Raw genomic sequence first — 13,896 nt, forward strand, 5'->3', positions numbered from 1 at the left:
CATGATTCTTGAGCGAGCCGGAGGCTCGCGGTCCGGAAGAGCATGATCCTTACTGCCCGCGAAACCGTGGCTTGCGGCGCTCGCGCCAGGCCTCGTGCGCCTCGGCCTTGTCCTCGCTCATCTCCAGCACCATGAAGCGGTAGGCGTCGACCAGCGAGGCGTCGGCGATGCTGGGAATGTCCTGGCCGCGGTTCATGGATTCCTTGACCATGCGCACGGCAAGCGGCGGCAGGCCGGCGATATGGTCGGCGACGGCCAGCGCCTGAGCCATCAGCTCGGCATGCGGCGCCAGCCATTGGGCCAGCCCGATGCGATGGGCCTCGTCGGCCTTGAGCGGGAAGCCCATCGCGACCCGCATCGCCAGGCCCTTGCCGACGATGCGCGCGAGCCGCGTTGCGCCGCCGTAGTTGGGCAGGATGCCGAGCGCCACCTGCGGCAGGCGCCACTCCGCCCGGTCGGAGGCCACCACCAGGTCGCAGCAGAAGGTGATGATGCAGCCGATGCCGATGGCATAGCCGTTGACCGCCGCGATCACGGGCTTGGGGAAGTCGGCCAGCAGATTCGACGGGAAGTTGCGCGCCCGCCCCACGCGCTTGACGAAGGCGGCGGCCGAGCGCGTGTTGTGGGTGTTGGGATCGCGCAGATTGGCGCCGGCAGAGAAGGCGCTGCCCGCCTCGTCGCCCGTCAGGATGATGGAGCGGACCTCGTCGTCGTCGGTCGCCTCGTCGAGATGGCGTAGCAGGCCGTCATTGTAGTCCTGCCCCCAACAGTTGCGCGCTTCGGGGCGGCTCAGCGTCAGGATGCCTGTGTGGCCCTGTTTGCGATAGAGAACGGGCATGGGGGTTCCTCCTATATTTCGTCATCCCGAGCGAAGCTGCCCGAAGGGCAGCGTAGTCGAGGGGCCTGTTCTTGTCGGCAGAAGGAAAAAAGGTCCCTCCGCTTCACCTCGCTATGCTCGGCTCCGGTCGGGATGACGGTATTAGCGTCTAGGGCTTGCGCGCCAGCACGAAGGCCGACAATCCGGCCAAGCGGTTGACCGTAAGGAGCGGCAGTTCCGCAGCGCACACGGTGGCCAGGATGCCGTTGGTGAGGGCGCCGTGCTTCTTCAGGCTGCTCCTGGGTTCCGTCGCGCCGCGCGTGGCGAGGCGTACTGCGGCTGCCAAGGGAAAGACGAAGCCGAAATAGTAGGCGCCGTGGACGACCTGCAGGCCGGCATCGCGCATCGTCGTCTCGATCTCGCCAAGGCGATAGCGCCGCTTGTGCTCGAGGAAGACGTCGTGGCCGCTCCACAGGAAGCGGAAGGCCGGTACCGTCGCCAGGAAATGCGCGCCGGAGGGCACCCTGGCGGCGTAGTGGCGGACCAGGCCGCGATCGTCGTCGACATGCTCCAGCACGTCCATCATCAGCACCAGGTCGCAGTCGGTCGGGCCGGTGTCGCGGCGATAGAGGACGGGCTTGCCGCCTTCGCTGTCGTCGCGGTCGCTGGGATAGCCGATGTCGACGCACAATGCCGATTGCGCGCCGGCTTCGGCCAGCAGATGACGGGAGAAGAAGCCCGATCCGGCGCCGATATCGAGAATGCGCCTGGCATTGAGGCCATCGACCATGCGCCTGAGCGCCGCCGCCTTCGACCGGTAGTACCAGTGCCGGCCGATCTCGGCGCCCAGGATGTCTTCTTCCTTGAGGTCCATTTCTTGGTCTGGGGCGATCAGGACTTCGGCGCCTGGACGTCCCCGTTCTCGTACACACCTTCGACCACGTAGATCGGCCGGCCTTTGACCTCGAGGAAGAGGCGGCCGAGATATTCGCCGATGATGCCGAGCGACAGAAGCTGGATCGCGCCCATCAACAGCACCGCGATCAAGAGCGAGGCATAGCCTGGCGTGTCGATGCCGAAGATCAGTACGCGGGTAACGATGAACAGGGCATAGAGCACGGCGATGGCCGCAATCACCACGCCGACATAGAACCAGGCACGCAAGGGCGCGGTCGAGAAGCTCACCACGCCGTCCAGCGCGAAGTTCCACAGGCGCCACAAGTTGAACTTGCTCGAGCCCGCGGCGCGCGGCGGCCGTTCGTAGGGCACGCCGACGGCGTTGAAGCCGACCCAGGCGAATAGCCCCTTCATGAAGCGATTGCGCTCGGGCAACTGGCGCAGCACCTGCACGGCGCGGCGGTCGACCAGGCGGAAGTCGCCGACATTCTCCGGGATGCGCACCGGCGACATGGTGTTGAACACCCGATAGAACCAGTTGGCCGACAGCCGCTTGGCCGCGGTGTCCGAGGCACGCTGGGTGCGCACGCCGTAGACGATGTCGTAGCCCTCGCGCCAGCGCGCCATGAAGGGCTCGATCAGTTCCGGCGGATCCTGCAGGTCGATGTCCATGGGCACGATGACGTCGCCGCGCGCATGGTCGATGCCGGCGGTCAGCGCCGCTTCCTTGCCGAAATTACGCGACAGGTTGACGATCCTGAGGCGTCGGTCGAGCGCCCCGCGATCGAGCAGGTGTGCCAGCGTGTTGTCGCGCGAGCCGTCGTTGACGAACACGATCTCGAAGCGAAAGCCGTCGCGCTCCATCAGCGGCACGACGGTGTCGAGGAAGAGGTCGATCGACTCCTCCTCGTTGAACACCGGGACGACCAGCGACAGCAGCGGACTCGCCGGCCGGCGTTCGCGCTGGCCGGCCAGTTGCCGCTCCAGCGCGTTGCCGCTCAATCGGGGGTGGGGAACGACAGATTCGGGCACGAACGAAGGTTACCGGTCGGACCCCACCATTCTATCAGGTCACGACCTGGACGGCACCGTTCAAGGCCATGATTCCGAGATCGGCGTCGAGGCCGTGGCGCTTCTTGACCTCGGCACGGAAGGTCCGCAGCGCCTCGCTGAGCTTGGCGGTCTCGAAGGCCGGGTCCGTCTTGATCTTGTCGCCATAGGCCAGGACGGCAGCGCCGCAGTCGCGATGGCAGAGGCCGACGACACGCTTGACCTGGTGCAGCTGGATCGAGATCGCGAGATTGTCCCACCAGGCCTTCTGCCACGTCTTGAAAGGGTCACTGTCAACGACGGCTGCGACCGGGCCGCCCGCGATGGTGAACTGGCTGTAGAGGTTCTGCCAGCCCTGGGTGCCCATGTACGCCCACGTCCAGGTGGAGAAGCGTGGGTCGATGCAGTTCATCAGCATCGCCTCGTACTCGAGGCTGGGCGTCGGCTTCTGGGCGAAGGCGAGACGCGGTGCGGTCAGCGCCACGGCGCCCGCCGCGACGCCCATGCCGAACAACGAGCGGCGCGACAGGGCCGCCATGCAGCCGCATCCTGCGTGATGAACGTGTTTGGTCATTGGAATGCTACTCTCCCCTGTTGCACCAAACCGCCAGTGCGGTCGGCAATCCATGTGGCGACGCCCCCATCGCCCTCGCGACGCGCCTGCACCGTAAACGCGGCACCAGCATAGACCGGCGCCAGCGCGCGAAACTCGAAACTCTTCGCAACCTTATCGGGATTGGCGCGACGGGCCAACTCGATTTGCACCATGCCCATCAACGGGCCGTGAACGATCAGCCCGGGATAACCTTCGGTGCCTGTGACATAAGGTTGGTCGTAGTGGATGCGGTGTCCGTTGAAAGTGAGTGCGGAAAACCGGAACAGCAGGACCGAATCGGCCATGATCTTCTTCGACCACGTGGCGTCGGTCGGCGCGGGCTTGGGATCGCGCTGCTTTTCGCCGGGCTTGGCCGCCTCGCGATAGACGATGTCATGGTCCTCGACGAAGGAAACGCCGTCCGGCCCGGACACGGTGTGCTCCACGGTGACGAACACCATGTCGCCGGTCGTGCCGCTCTTGGGCTCGACCGACTTGATGCGCGAGGAGCGGCGGATCGTCTGGCCGACCTTGATTGGCGGACCGGTGAAGGCGAAGCGGCTGCCCGCCCACATGCGGCGCGGCAAGGGCACCGGCGGCAGGAAGTCGCCGCGCTCGGCATGGCCGTCAGCGGCGACCTTCGACAAGGGTGCCGCCTCGAGGAAATAGAGCCAATGCCAAAGCGGCGGCAGGGCGTCGCCGGGCCTTGGATCGGGGTCCTTTTCGTCGAAAGTGGCGATCAGCGCACGCACCGGAAAGGGCGCGGCAAAATCCTCGACGGCCTGCGTGCGGCCGACCCATTCGCGCAGCTTTTCCAATGACATCGGGGCGTTTCCTCCGGGCGCCTGCGACTTTGCCACCGCCAGCCAGTGGTGGAAAGACGTCGCCCACGTCGCTATATACCGCGCAAGAGCCAAACCGGAGCGGCCATGACCACGTTCGACGAGCGCGAAAGAGCCTTCGAGAAGAAGTTCGAGCACGACCAGGAACTGCAGTTCAAGGCGAACGCGCGCCGGAACAAGATGCTGGGCCTGTGGGCCGCAGGCCTGATGGGCAAGACCGGCGCAGATGCCGAGGCCTATGCCAAGGAACTGGTCGTGGCCGACATGGAGAAGCCCGGCCATCATGATGTCGTGGAAAAGCTGGTGAAGGATCTCGCCGCCGCCGGCAAGCCAACCGAAGACCACACCATCCGCAAGCAAAGCGAGCGCCTGTTGGTCGATGCCAAGGCGCAGATCATGAACGAGACGCGCTAGCCGTCTCGCCGGAGCGCGGACCCCTGCCTTCGCCGAAGCGAAGCCGCTTCGGCTTCGCGCAGGCAGGTCCAGGTCCGCTTCATGTCATCCCGAGCGAAGCGAAGGATCTCATGCCAATTGCGAGCGGCGATGAGGTCCTTCGCTGCGCTCAGGACGACAGAATATGAGCGCTCCGGCAAGATCGCTTGGCGAGCGGACGGGCTTTCGCTTCCGGGTGCCAAGAGGCCATTCTTCCTCTCTGGACAGATCGGGAGGAAATTGGTGGCCGGCCTTCTTCAAGGACACATCGCTGCCGTCACAGGCGGCGGATCGGGCATCGGGCAGGGGATCTGCCAGGCCTATGCGCGCGAAGGTGCGCGTGTCGTCGTGCTCGATGCCAATCTCGAGGGCGCCAACGAGACCGTCGACCTCGTCACGGGCGCGGGCGGCAAGGCGTCGGCGCTGAAGGTCGATGTCACGGACCGCCAGGCTTGCGTGGCCGCCGCTGCCGAGGTCGCCAAGGGCGGCAACATCTCCATCCTGGTCAACAACGCCGGCATCAACCGCCGCAATCCGATGACCGGCGATCCCGCTGCGGTGGCCAAGGACTGGGACGACATCCTGTCGATCAATCTCGACGGCGTGTTCAATGTGACGCGTGCCTTCCTCGACCAGCTGCGCGCGACCAAGGGGCGGATCGTCAATATCGGCTCGATCCAGTCGTTCGTGCATGTGAGCTGGCCGAACTCGGCCGCCTACACGACCTCCAAGCACGGCGTGCTGGGCTTCACGCGGGCACTCGCGGCGGAGCTCGGCAAGGACGGCGTGCGCGTCAATGCCATCGGACCCGGCCTGATCGAAACCAGGATCAATGCCGAGGCGCGGGCCAAGAATCCCGACATGGTCGCCATGGTCATGCGGCACACGCCGCTGAACCGCGCCGGCAAGCCCGAGGACATCGCAGGACCCGCGGTCTTCCTGGCGTCGGACATGTCGGCCTACGTGACCGGCAGCATCATCATGGCCGACGGCGGCTTCCGGACGGTCTAAACTCCCTCCCTTAACCCCGAGGCACCGACATGCAGGACCGTTATCTCCGAACCGGCATCTTTCTCGCGCCGTTCCACGCGCTGGGCGAGAACCCGACGCTCGCCATCGAACGCGACATGGAGCTGGTCGAGCATCTCGACCGTCTCAACTACCACGAGGCCTGGATCGGCGAGCATCACTCGGGCGGCTTCGAGATCATCGCCTGTCCGGAGATGTTCCTGGCCGCCGCCGCCCAGCGCACGCGCAACATCCGGCTGGGCACCGGCGTGGTGTCGCTGCCTTACCATCACCCCTTCACGCTGGCGTCGCGCATGATGCAGCTCGACCACATGGCCCGCGGCCGCGCCATGTTCGGCGTCGGCCCGGGGGCGCTGATCTACGATGCCGACAAGATCGGCCTGAAGGCGGCAGACCAGCGCCGGCGCATGAACGAATCGCTCGATTGCATCATGGAGCTGATGCAGGGCGGAACCATCACCCGCCAGAGCGACTGGTTCACCCTCAACAAAGCTCGCCTGCAGTTGATGCCCTATTCGCAGCCAGCGATGGAAATGGCTGTCGCCTGCTCGCGCTCGCCCGTCGGCGCCGTGGCCTCAGGCAAGCACGGCATCGGCATGCTGTCGATCGGCGGCACGTCGGACGAGGCGCTGCAGGGTCACGCCAAGAACTGGTCCATCCACGAAGAGGCGGCGGCGAAGGCCGGCAAGAAGTCCGATCGGGCGAAGTGGCGCATCGTCACCTTTGCTCATGTCGCGGAGACTCGCGAGAAGGCACGGGCCGACATGGCCTACGGGCTGAAGGACTTCGCGCGGTACTTCACCGACGTCGCCACTTTCCCGATCATTCCACCCGACGTCAGCGATCCCGTCGAGTTCCTGACCAGCAGCGGGCTTGCCTGCATCGGCACGCCGGACGACTGCATCCGTCATTTCGAGCGGCTTTGGCTCGGTTCCAATGGCGGTTTCGGCGCGGTCCTGCTGCTCGCACACAACTGGGCCGATTGGGAAGCGACGAAACGGAGCTACGAGCTGATGGCACGCTATGTCCATCCGCACTTCCAGCGCCAGTCGAACACGCTTCGCGTGGCCAGCTACGACGACGCCAAGGCCAAGCACGAGACCGCAGGAGCGGAGTCGGCACAGGCCGTGATGACCGAGATCGAGCGCTACGAAAAGGCCAAGGCGGGCTAGCGGAGGTCAACGCGGCGCTTCATGCTCTTTCGGACCGCCGGCTCCAGCCGGCATCATGATCATGAGCCGGCCGGAGGCCGGCGGTCCGGAAGACGAAGATCTATCCGAACACGCGTTTGAAGATCGTGTCGACGTGCTTGGTGTGGTAGCCCATGTCGAACAGCGCAACCAACTCGTCATCCGACAGGAATTGCCGGATGTCCGTGTCGGCGCGGCACAGCGCCAGGAACGAGGCGTTGCCGCGCCAGGCTTCCATCGCATTGCGCTGCACGGCCGCATAGGAGTCGTCGCGGCTCATGCCCTTCTGGGTCAGCGCCAGCATCACGCGCTGGGAGAACACCAGCCCGCCCAGCGAATCGAGGTTGCCCTTCATGCGGTCGCCATAGACCACGAGCTGGTCGACCACCGAGGTCAGCCGATTGAGCGCGAAGTCCAACGTCACCGTGGCGTCGGGCGCGATATAGCGCTCGGCCGAGGAGTGCGAGATGTCGCGCTCGTGCCACAGCGTCACGTTCTCCAGCGCCGGGATCACGGCGCTGCGCACCACGCGGGCCAGCCCCGTCAAGTTCTCGGTCAGCACCGGATTGCGCTTGTGCGGCATGGAGGAGCTACCCTTCTGCCCCTCGGAGAAGAACTCCTCGGCTTCCCGCACCTCGGTGCGCTGCAAGTGGCGGATCTCGGTGGCGAGATTCTCGACGGAGGATGCGATGACCGCCAGCGCCGCGAAGAACGCGGCATGGCGATCGCGCGGGATCACCTGCGTGGAGACCGGCTCGACGCTGAGGCCTAGCTTCTTGGCGACGTGCTCCTCGACCCGCGGATCGACGTTGGCGAAGGTACCGACCGGCCCCGAAATAGCGCAGGTCGCGATCTCGACGCGCGCGGCGACCAGCCGGGCTCGATTGCGGGTGAAGGCCGCATAGTGGCCGGCCAGCTTGACGCCGAAAGTCGTGGGCTCGGCATGGATGCCGTGGCTGCGGCCGATGGTCAGCGTGTCCTTGTGCTGTAGCGCCCGCTTCTTGAGTGCGGCGAGCAGGCGGTCGACGTCGCCGATCAGGATGTCGGCGGCCTCGGTGAGCTGCACGGAGAAGCTGGTGTCGAGCACGTCCGACGAGGTCATGCCCTGGTGCACGAAGCGCGAGGACGGCCCGATGAACTCGCCCAGCCAGGTCAGGAAGGCGATCACGTCGTGCTTGGTCACCCGTTCGATGGTGTCGACCTTCTCGACGTTGCCCTTGGGGTCGTCCTTCAAGGCTGCCATCGCCTTCTTGCCGCCTTCCCAGATCGCCTTGGCGGCGTCCTTGGGGATGATCCCGAGCTCGGCCATGGCGTCGCAGGCATGCGCCTCGATCTCGAACCAGATGCGGAAGCGGTTCTCGGGCGCCCAGATGGCGGCCATCTGCGGCCGGGTGTAGCGGGGAAGCATGGCCGGGCTTTTAGCCCCGAAGGGTCGGCGGCGCCATGTTAAGAAGTGTCGCCCATGAGCAGAAATACCGAGAAGACGATGACCCCTCTGGCGGCATGCCCACGCGAAACCCTGGCCGCCATCGAGGGCGTGCTGACCGACATCGACGAGACCGTCTCGACCCATTCCCAGCTCACCGCCGAGGCCTATGGCGCCATGGAGGCGCTGAAAAAGGCCGGTTTCCGCGTGATCCCGGTGACCGGGCGGCCAGCCGGGTGGTGCGACCTCATCGCCCGCTTCTGGCCGGTCGACGCCGTGGTGGGCGAGAACGGCGCCTTCTGGATGTGGCACGACGACAAGGCGAAAAAGCTTCGGACACGCTTCGTGCAGAGCGAGGCCGAGCGCGCCGATGGCCGCCACCGGCTGGAGACGGTGCGCGCCGAGGTGCTGCGCGAGGTGCCGGGAGCGGGCATCGCCTCCGACCAGCCCTACCGCGTCGCCGATCTCGCCGTCGATTTCTGCGAGGACGTGCCGCCGCTGCCGCACGACGATATCCTGCGCATCGTGCGGATCTTCGAGAAACACGGCGCGCACGCCAAGGTGAGCTCGATCCACGTCAACGGGTGGTTCGGCGACTACGACAAGCTCACCACCAGCCGACAGATGATGGCCGAGCTGTTCGGCGTCGATGTCGACAGCAGGCGCGACCGCTACGTCTTCTCCGGCGATTCGCCCAACGATGCGCCGATGTTCGGCTTCTTTCCCAATGCCGTGGGCGTGGCCAACGTGAACGACTTCGCCGCCGACATGGATCACCTGCCGCGCTGGATCACGACGGGCCGGTCGGGCGCCGGGTTCGTCGAGCTGGCCGAAGCGCTGCTGGCGGCCCGTCGATGACGCTTCCCAGACAGCCCGCCGCCGTCGTCTTCGACATGGACGGCCTGCTGTTCGACAGCGAACGGCTCTACGCCCAGTCGATCCTGACGGCCGCGCGCGAGGTCGGATGCGCGATGAGCCACGACGTCTTCCTCCAGCTGGTCGGCAGATCGCGGGAGGTGAACCATCGCTTCCTGCTCGACCACTATGGCGCCGATTATCCGCTCCAGGCCCTGATCGCGACGTGGGGGCGGCACTTCCACGCGCTGGCCGCGGCGGGTTTGCCGCTGAAGCCCGGCGTCGTCGAACTGCTCGATCTGCTGGATGAGCTCGGGCTGCCGCGGGCGATCGCGACGTCGAACACGCATGCTTCGGTCCACCGCAACCTGACGGCGCTCGGACTGGCCGATCGTTTCCATGCGATCGTCGGGCACGGCGACTACACCAGCGGCAAGCCCTCACCCGATCCCTTCCTGAAGGCGGCCGAACGGCTGGGCGTTGCACCGGCGCTCTGCCTGGCGTTGGAGGACTCGCATAATGGCATCCGATCGGCCTCGGCGGCGGGCATGATGGCGGTCATGATTCCCGACCTGATTGCGCCAACCGAGGAAATCCACGGCCTGTGCACTCTGGTGGTGGACGACCTGCACGCCGTCTGCCGCCTCGTGGAGCAACGGCGATGAAGCTTCCGCAGCCCCCTGCTGCCGTCGTGTTCGACATGGACGGCCTGCTGTTCGACACTGAGCGGCTCTATGAAGAAGCCGCGCTGGCTGCGGCGGCCGAGCTCGGCCATGAGATGGACTCAGGGTTCTTTCGCAGCACGGTCGGCTTCCCCTGGCTGGTCACGCGCAACCGGTTGATCGAGCTCTACGGGCCGACCTTTGCGGTCGACGAGTTGAGGACCGTCGCGCGACGCATCTTTCAGGAGATGGTCGACAGGGATCTGCCGCTGAAGCCCGGTGTCGCCGAGCTGCTCGGCCTTCTCGACGAGCTCGACTTGCCGAGGGCCATCGCCACCACGTCGTCGCGCGCGACCGTCGACCATCATCTGGGGGCGCATGGCCTCGCCCACCGGTTTCATCACATCGTCGCCCATGACGACTGCGAGCGTCACAAGCCCGACCCCGATCCTTTCCTGAGGGCTGCCGCCCGGTTGGGGGTGCAGCCCCAGCATTGCCTGGCCCTTGAGGATTCGCACAACGGCGTCCGCGCGGCATCGGCGGCGGGCATGATGACGGTGATGGTTCCCGATCTCCTGCCGGTGACCGACGAGATGCAGACGCTCTGCCTGCACATTGTGGGCAACCTGCACGATGTCCGTCGCCTGTTCAGGTCGGAGCGTTCGTAGCAGCTCAGCGCACCGGCGAGACCAGCAGCGAGCCATATCGGGTCACGCTGTCGGCCTGGCTCCATACACCCATGGCCCCCGGTTGCGGCAGGCTGCGATCGGTGACGTCGAACAGGGGCTTGCTGTCGAGCGCCACCTCGAAGCGGTCGTTGGCGGCGATTACGCGCAATGAATGCCATTTCCCGGCCTCGAGCGGGGCATCCTTGGCCGCGAGCTGGCTGCGCTTGCCCTTCTCGACGCGATAGAGGCGCACCGAATTGTCCAGGGAATTGGCCCGCACGACATAATAATCGCTGGCGCTCTGGGCGCGGAACATCAGGCCGGCGACCTGGGCGCGGGTGCCACTGATTGGCTTGAAGCGCAGGGTGGCGTCGAGGTCGCGGGTCACGGCCTGCGCCGAGATACACAGCGGGAAGCGAAGGTCGGCGGGATCTTTCGCCGCTTCCGTAAGCGCCCAGCCGTCGGGCGCGTCGGGATCGGGGACCGGCTGCCAGTCCGGCGGACGGCCGACGCCGGTCATGCCCTGCGTGCAGGCGACCCGGCCGTCAGGTGTGGTGAGCGGCACGACGAGCTGGGCGGCAGCGGGGAAGGAGAGGAAGAGGGCCGCCAGGATGAGCAGAAATCGCATGATGTGAACCTGGAAAAACGCGTCGCGCTTGACCGTCGATGCGGGACGGAGGAGTTTACGCCGCGACCGAGTACGCGGAATTTTTAGGGGGGAATCAATGCGACTTTGCACCATCATGAACGGCGGCAAGGCCGTTGTCGGCGTCAAGACGGATGATGGCAAGATCATCGACCTCAGCAAGCAGATGCCGCGCGGGCCGAAGTCGGTCGTCGAGATCCTGGCCGGCGGCAAGAAGGTCCAGGCGGAGGTCGCCAAGGCCTGCACCAAGCTCAAGGCAGGCGCCACGGTGTCGGCGAAGTCGGCCAAATACCTCTGCCCGATCCCGAACCCGGGCAAGATCCTGTGCATCGGGCTCAACTACCGCAAGCACGCCGAGGAGACCGGAAACCCCATCCCGCCGTATCCCATCGTGTTCTGCCGCTTCAACAACACGCTGGCGCCGCACAACGGCAAGATGCCGATGCCGAGCCACAGCACCCAGCTCGACTGGGAGGCCGAACTCACCATCGTGATCGGCAAGAAGTGCCGCAACGTGCCGAAGGAGAAGGCGCTCGGCGTGATTGCGGGCTATGCCTGCTTCAACGATGGTTCGGTGCGCGACTGGCAGTTCAAGGGCAGCCAGTGGACGCTGGGCAAGAACTTCGACGGCACCGGCGGCTTCGGCCCCGACATCGTGACCTCCGACGAATTGCCGCCGGGCGGGGCGCCCCTGCGCATCATGACCCGCGTCAACGGCGAGGTCATGCAGGACAGCAATACCGACGACCTGATCTTCGATGTGCCGACCCTGGTGCACGAAATCTCCAAGGTCATGACGCTCGATCCCGGCGACATCATCATCACTGGTACGCCCTCGGGTGTCGCTTCGGGGCGCACGCCGCCGAACTGGCTGAAGCCGGGCGACGTCTGCGAGGTCGAGATCGAGAAGATCGGCGTGCTGCGCAATCCGATCGTGCAGGGGGCGTAGTTTTTGCCGGAGCGCGGACCTCCAGGTCCGCTCATGAGTCATGAGCGAGCCGGAGGCTCGCGGTCCGGAAGACCATGAGCGGACCTGGAGGTCCGCGCTCCGGCGAGAGAACTACCGCCGCGGCACGTGGTCGAGGCCGCCCATCATCAGGCGCGTGGCGAATTCGGCGGCGCCGGCGGGATCGACCGGGTCGCGCGCTACCATGACGATCGAGATCTCGAAGGCGACGCCGGCCATGGCGGCGGCGAGGTAGCTGACGTCGACATTCGGCAGCACGCCCGAGGCGATGGCGGCGCGGATGTCGTCGTTCAGGGCAAGCGCCAGGGCGCGCACGTCGGGCTTGTCGAGCAGGGTGCGGATGGCGGTGAAGTTCTTGCGGGCCAGCGCCAGCAGCTCGGCGTCCTCGACGATGAACTCGAAATAGACCGCGTAGTGGGCGCGGAAGAACGCCTCGGCGGTCGTGGCCTTGGCTCGGCCGTTGTGATGGCGCTTCAGGATCTCGCCGGTCAGCTCGCCGACCACCGCCTCGAAGATCTCGTCCTTGTCCTTGAAGTAGTTGTAGAAGGTGCCGGAGGCGAGGTCGGTGCGGCGCACGATGTCGCGCACGCTCGCCGCGCCATACCCCATTTCGGCGAACACCGCGCGCGCTGCCTTGAGCAGCGCCGTGCGGTTCTCCGCCTTGTTCTGCTCGCGCCGCCCCGAGCGCTCGCGCTGTTCTACCGTGATTTGGCCGTCGTCGCCCATGCTCATCTTCCGAGTTGCGCCAGTTCGTGCCGCAGGCCCGCCACCATGTCGTCCATTGCCCGCGCCGCGGCGGATACTGTGCCGCGCAGGCCGACGAAACCATGGATCAGCGAATCGAATTCGTGGTGGATGGTCTTCACGCCGGCCGCCGTCAGGCGATCGGCATAGGCCTGTCCCTCATCGCGCACCGGATCGAAGCCCGCCGTATAGACCAGCGCCGGCGGCAGGCCCGAAAGATCGTTGGCCTTGAGCGGCGAGGCGCGCGGGTCGCCGATGTCGGCCTGGCCGTTGAGATAGTGACCGCGGAACCATTCCATGGCCGCGCGGGTCACCATGAAGCCCTCGCCACAGCTCCTGAAGGAGGGGGTGTCGAAGCTGAAGTCCGTGGCCGGAAAGATCAGCCATTGCAGGCAGGGCGGACGTTCCTCGCCGCGCAGAAGCTGCGCGGCCACGGCGGCGATATTGCCCCCCGCCGAATCGCCTGCGACGACGATACGCGCCGGATCGATGCCTAGGCCCATGGCCTCGGCCTGCAGCCACCGGTGGGCGGCGACGGCATCGTCGATGGCGGCGGGAAACTTGTGCTCGGGGGCGAGCCGGTAGTCGACCGCGACCAGCGCGCACCCGGCACGGGCGCAGAAGTAGCGGGACACCAGATCGTAGCCTTCGAGGCTGCCCATCACCCAGCCGCCGCCATGGAAATAGAGGATCGCCGGCAGCAGGCGCGCCACCGCGCCGGCGGGGCGGTAGAGGCGAATGCGCAGGCGGCCCGCCGGCCCGGCGATGGTCCGATCGACCATCTCGCCGATCGGCGCGGCGCGGCCGCCCATCTCGAGCATGAAGGCGTCGTATCCGGCGCGCGCCTCGAGGACGGTGGTCTGCTCGATCGGCGGCTGGCCGCTGCGCGCCAGCAGCTGCAGCAGCCACTGGGTGCGGCCGTCGAGTGTGCGGCCGTCGACCGCCACCGACGGGCCGGCCAGGATATTCACCCAGGCAATCGGCATGCGCACGGCGAGGTTGGCGGCCTTGCCCTGCAGTTCGCGCGCGATCTCCTTGAGCGGCATGACCTGTTCCTACCATCCCGCCCCGCCGTT

The 13,896-nt window shown here is 66.4% G+C and carries 16 protein-coding genes; 7 read left to right on the forward strand and 9 right to left on the reverse strand.

What is annotated here, in order from left to right; translation table 11 throughout:
- Window positions 1-49: 49 nt before the first annotated feature.
- From RSO01_RS00610 to RSO01_RS00630, 5 genes are all read right to left on the reverse strand, one after another.
- A complete protein-coding gene (locus tag RSO01_RS00610; protein ID WP_147145119.1) occupies window positions 50-838 on the reverse strand; it encodes an enoyl-CoA hydratase/isomerase family protein in 789 nt (262 codons plus the stop codon).
- A 148-nt stretch (window positions 839-986) separates the two neighbouring features.
- On the reverse strand, window positions 987-1,691 hold the full coding sequence (locus tag RSO01_RS00615; RefSeq protein WP_147145121.1) for a class I SAM-dependent methyltransferase: 705 nt from the start codon (window positions 1,689-1,691) through the stop codon (window positions 987-989).
- 17 nt (window positions 1,692-1,708) lie between these two features.
- The gene (locus tag RSO01_RS00620) at window positions 1,709-2,746 is read right to left on the reverse strand and encodes a glycosyltransferase family 2 protein (protein WP_246157916.1); all 1,038 of its coding nucleotides are present in this window, start codon (window positions 2,744-2,746) and stop codon (window positions 1,709-1,711) included.
- 34 nt (window positions 2,747-2,780) lie between these two features.
- A complete protein-coding gene (locus RSO01_RS00625) occupies window positions 2,781-3,302 on the reverse strand; it encodes a hypothetical protein (protein WP_218037203.1) in 522 nt (173 codons plus the stop codon).
- Between the two features lie 32 nt (window positions 3,303-3,334).
- The gene (locus RSO01_RS00630) at window positions 3,335-4,183 is read right to left on the reverse strand and encodes an HTD2 family dehydratase (protein WP_147145125.1); all 849 of its coding nucleotides are present in this window, start codon (window positions 4,181-4,183) and stop codon (window positions 3,335-3,337) included.
- Window positions 4,184-4,288: 105 nt separating this feature from the next.
- Here RSO01_RS00630 and RSO01_RS00635 point away from each other — a divergent pair, with 105 nt between their 5' ends.
- The 3 genes from RSO01_RS00635 to RSO01_RS00645 all read left to right on the forward strand — a co-directional run bounded on the left by RSO01_RS00635 (window position 4,289) and on the right by RSO01_RS00645 (window position 6,834).
- Entirely contained in the window at window positions 4,289-4,615 is a 327-nt protein-coding gene (locus RSO01_RS00635) for a DUF1476 domain-containing protein (protein WP_147145127.1), read from the forward strand.
- 261 nt (window positions 4,616-4,876) lie between these two features.
- Window positions 4,877-5,644, forward strand: coding sequence for an SDR family NAD(P)-dependent oxidoreductase (locus RSO01_RS00640; RefSeq protein WP_246157917.1), 768 nt, complete (start codon window positions 4,877-4,879; stop codon window positions 5,642-5,644).
- A 29-nt stretch (window positions 5,645-5,673) separates the two neighbouring features.
- On the forward strand, window positions 5,674-6,834 hold the full coding sequence (locus RSO01_RS00645; protein ID WP_147145131.1) for an LLM class flavin-dependent oxidoreductase: 1,161 nt from the start codon (window positions 5,674-5,676) through the stop codon (window positions 6,832-6,834).
- A gap of 100 nt (window positions 6,835-6,934) precedes the next feature.
- Here the strand turns inward: RSO01_RS00645 and purB are convergent, their stop codons facing one another.
- On the reverse strand, window positions 6,935-8,260 hold the full coding sequence (gene purB, locus RSO01_RS00650) for an adenylosuccinate lyase (protein ID WP_147145133.1): 1,326 nt from the start codon (window positions 8,258-8,260) through the stop codon (window positions 6,935-6,937).
- Between the two features lie 54 nt (window positions 8,261-8,314).
- Here purB and RSO01_RS00655 point away from each other — a divergent pair, with 54 nt between their 5' ends.
- From RSO01_RS00655 to RSO01_RS00665, 3 genes are read left to right on the forward strand one after another with little or no spacing between them, the layout of a single operon-like run.
- Complete coding sequence (locus RSO01_RS00655) at window positions 8,315-9,136, forward strand: HAD-IIB family hydrolase (protein WP_308933078.1); 822 nt, start codon at window positions 8,315-8,317, stop codon at window positions 9,134-9,136.
- Window positions 9,133-9,798 carry an HAD family hydrolase gene (locus tag RSO01_RS00660; protein WP_147145135.1) on the forward strand — a complete coding sequence of 222 codons (666 nt, stop codon included), beginning with the start codon at window positions 9,133-9,135 and terminating at the stop codon, window positions 9,796-9,798. Before RSO01_RS00655 ends, RSO01_RS00660 begins: the two co-directional genes overlap by 4 nt.
- Window positions 9,795-10,463: an HAD family hydrolase gene (locus tag RSO01_RS00665; RefSeq protein ID WP_147145137.1), complete on the forward strand. Its 669-nt coding sequence runs from the start codon at window positions 9,795-9,797 to the stop codon at window positions 10,461-10,463. The genes RSO01_RS00660 and RSO01_RS00665 overlap by 4 nt, the downstream gene beginning before the upstream one ends.
- A 4-nt stretch (window positions 10,464-10,467) precedes the next feature.
- On the opposite strand, the gene RSO01_RS00670 is transcribed toward RSO01_RS00665, so the two are convergent.
- Window positions 10,468-11,091, reverse strand: coding sequence for a hypothetical protein (locus tag RSO01_RS00670; RefSeq protein WP_147145139.1), 624 nt, complete (start codon window positions 11,089-11,091; stop codon window positions 10,468-10,470).
- A gap of 97 nt (window positions 11,092-11,188) precedes the next feature.
- On the opposite strand from RSO01_RS00670, the gene RSO01_RS00675 reads away from it, so the two are divergent.
- Complete coding sequence (locus RSO01_RS00675; RefSeq protein ID WP_147145141.1) at window positions 11,189-12,058, forward strand: fumarylacetoacetate hydrolase family protein; 870 nt, start codon at window positions 11,189-11,191, stop codon at window positions 12,056-12,058.
- 111 nt (window positions 12,059-12,169) lie between these two features.
- Here RSO01_RS00675 and RSO01_RS00680 read toward each other — a convergent pair whose 3' ends face one another.
- Window positions 12,170-12,802, reverse strand: a complete 633-nt coding sequence (locus RSO01_RS00680) for a TetR/AcrR family transcriptional regulator (protein ID WP_170302769.1) — start codon at window positions 12,800-12,802, stop codon at window positions 12,170-12,172.
- A 2-nt stretch (window positions 12,803-12,804) separates the two neighbouring features.
- Complete coding sequence (lipP1, locus tag RSO01_RS00685; RefSeq protein WP_147145145.1) at window positions 12,805-13,866, reverse strand: LipP1 family hormone-sensitive lipase; 1,062 nt, start codon at window positions 13,864-13,866, stop codon at window positions 12,805-12,807.
- Window positions 13,867-13,896: the final 30 nt, after the last annotated feature.

It is taken from the genome of Reyranella soli, from assembly GCF_007992495.1.
Lineage (GTDB): Bacteria > Pseudomonadota > Alphaproteobacteria > Reyranellales > Reyranellaceae > Reyranella > Reyranella soli.

Excerpts from the sequence above, each read along its gene's own strand:
- RSO01_RS00610 (WP_147145119.1), bottom strand. The coding sequence starts at position 838 with ATGCCCGTTCTCTATCGCAAACAGGGCCACACAGGCATCCTGACGCTG.
- RSO01_RS00615 (WP_147145121.1), bottom strand. The coding sequence starts at position 1,691 with ATGGACCTCAAGGAAGAAGACATCCTGGGCGCCGAGATCGGCCGGCAC.
- RSO01_RS00625 (WP_218037203.1), bottom strand. The coding sequence starts at position 3,302 with ATGGCGGCCCTGTCGCGCCGCTCGTTGTTCGGCATGGGCGTCGCGGCG.
- RSO01_RS00630 (WP_147145125.1), bottom strand. The coding sequence starts at position 4,183 with ATGTCATTGGAAAAGCTGCGCGAATGGGTCGGCCGCACGCAGGCCGTC.
- RSO01_RS00635 (WP_147145127.1), top strand. The coding sequence starts at position 4,289 with ATGACCACGTTCGACGAGCGCGAAAGAGCCTTCGAGAAGAAGTTCGAG.
- RSO01_RS00645 (WP_147145131.1), top strand. The coding sequence starts at position 5,674 with ATGCAGGACCGTTATCTCCGAACCGGCATCTTTCTCGCGCCGTTCCAC.
- purB (WP_147145133.1), bottom strand. The coding sequence starts at position 8,260 with ATGCTTCCCCGCTACACCCGGCCGCAGATGGCCGCCATCTGGGCGCCC.
- RSO01_RS00655 (WP_308933078.1), top strand. The coding sequence starts at position 8,315 with ATGAGCAGAAATACCGAGAAGACGATGACCCCTCTGGCGGCATGCCCA.
- RSO01_RS00660 (WP_147145135.1), top strand. The coding sequence starts at position 9,133 with ATGACGCTTCCCAGACAGCCCGCCGCCGTCGTCTTCGACATGGACGGC.
- RSO01_RS00665 (WP_147145137.1), top strand. The coding sequence starts at position 9,795 with ATGAAGCTTCCGCAGCCCCCTGCTGCCGTCGTGTTCGACATGGACGGC.
- RSO01_RS00670 (WP_147145139.1), bottom strand. The coding sequence starts at position 11,091 with ATGCGATTTCTGCTCATCCTGGCGGCCCTCTTCCTCTCCTTCCCCGCT.
- RSO01_RS00675 (WP_147145141.1), top strand. The coding sequence starts at position 11,189 with ATGCGACTTTGCACCATCATGAACGGCGGCAAGGCCGTTGTCGGCGTC.
- RSO01_RS00680 (WP_170302769.1), bottom strand. The coding sequence starts at position 12,802 with ATGGGCGACGACGGCCAAATCACGGTAGAACAGCGCGAGCGCTCGGGG.
- lipP1 (WP_147145145.1), bottom strand. The coding sequence starts at position 13,866 with ATGCCGCTCAAGGAGATCGCGCGCGAACTGCAGGGCAAGGCCGCCAAC.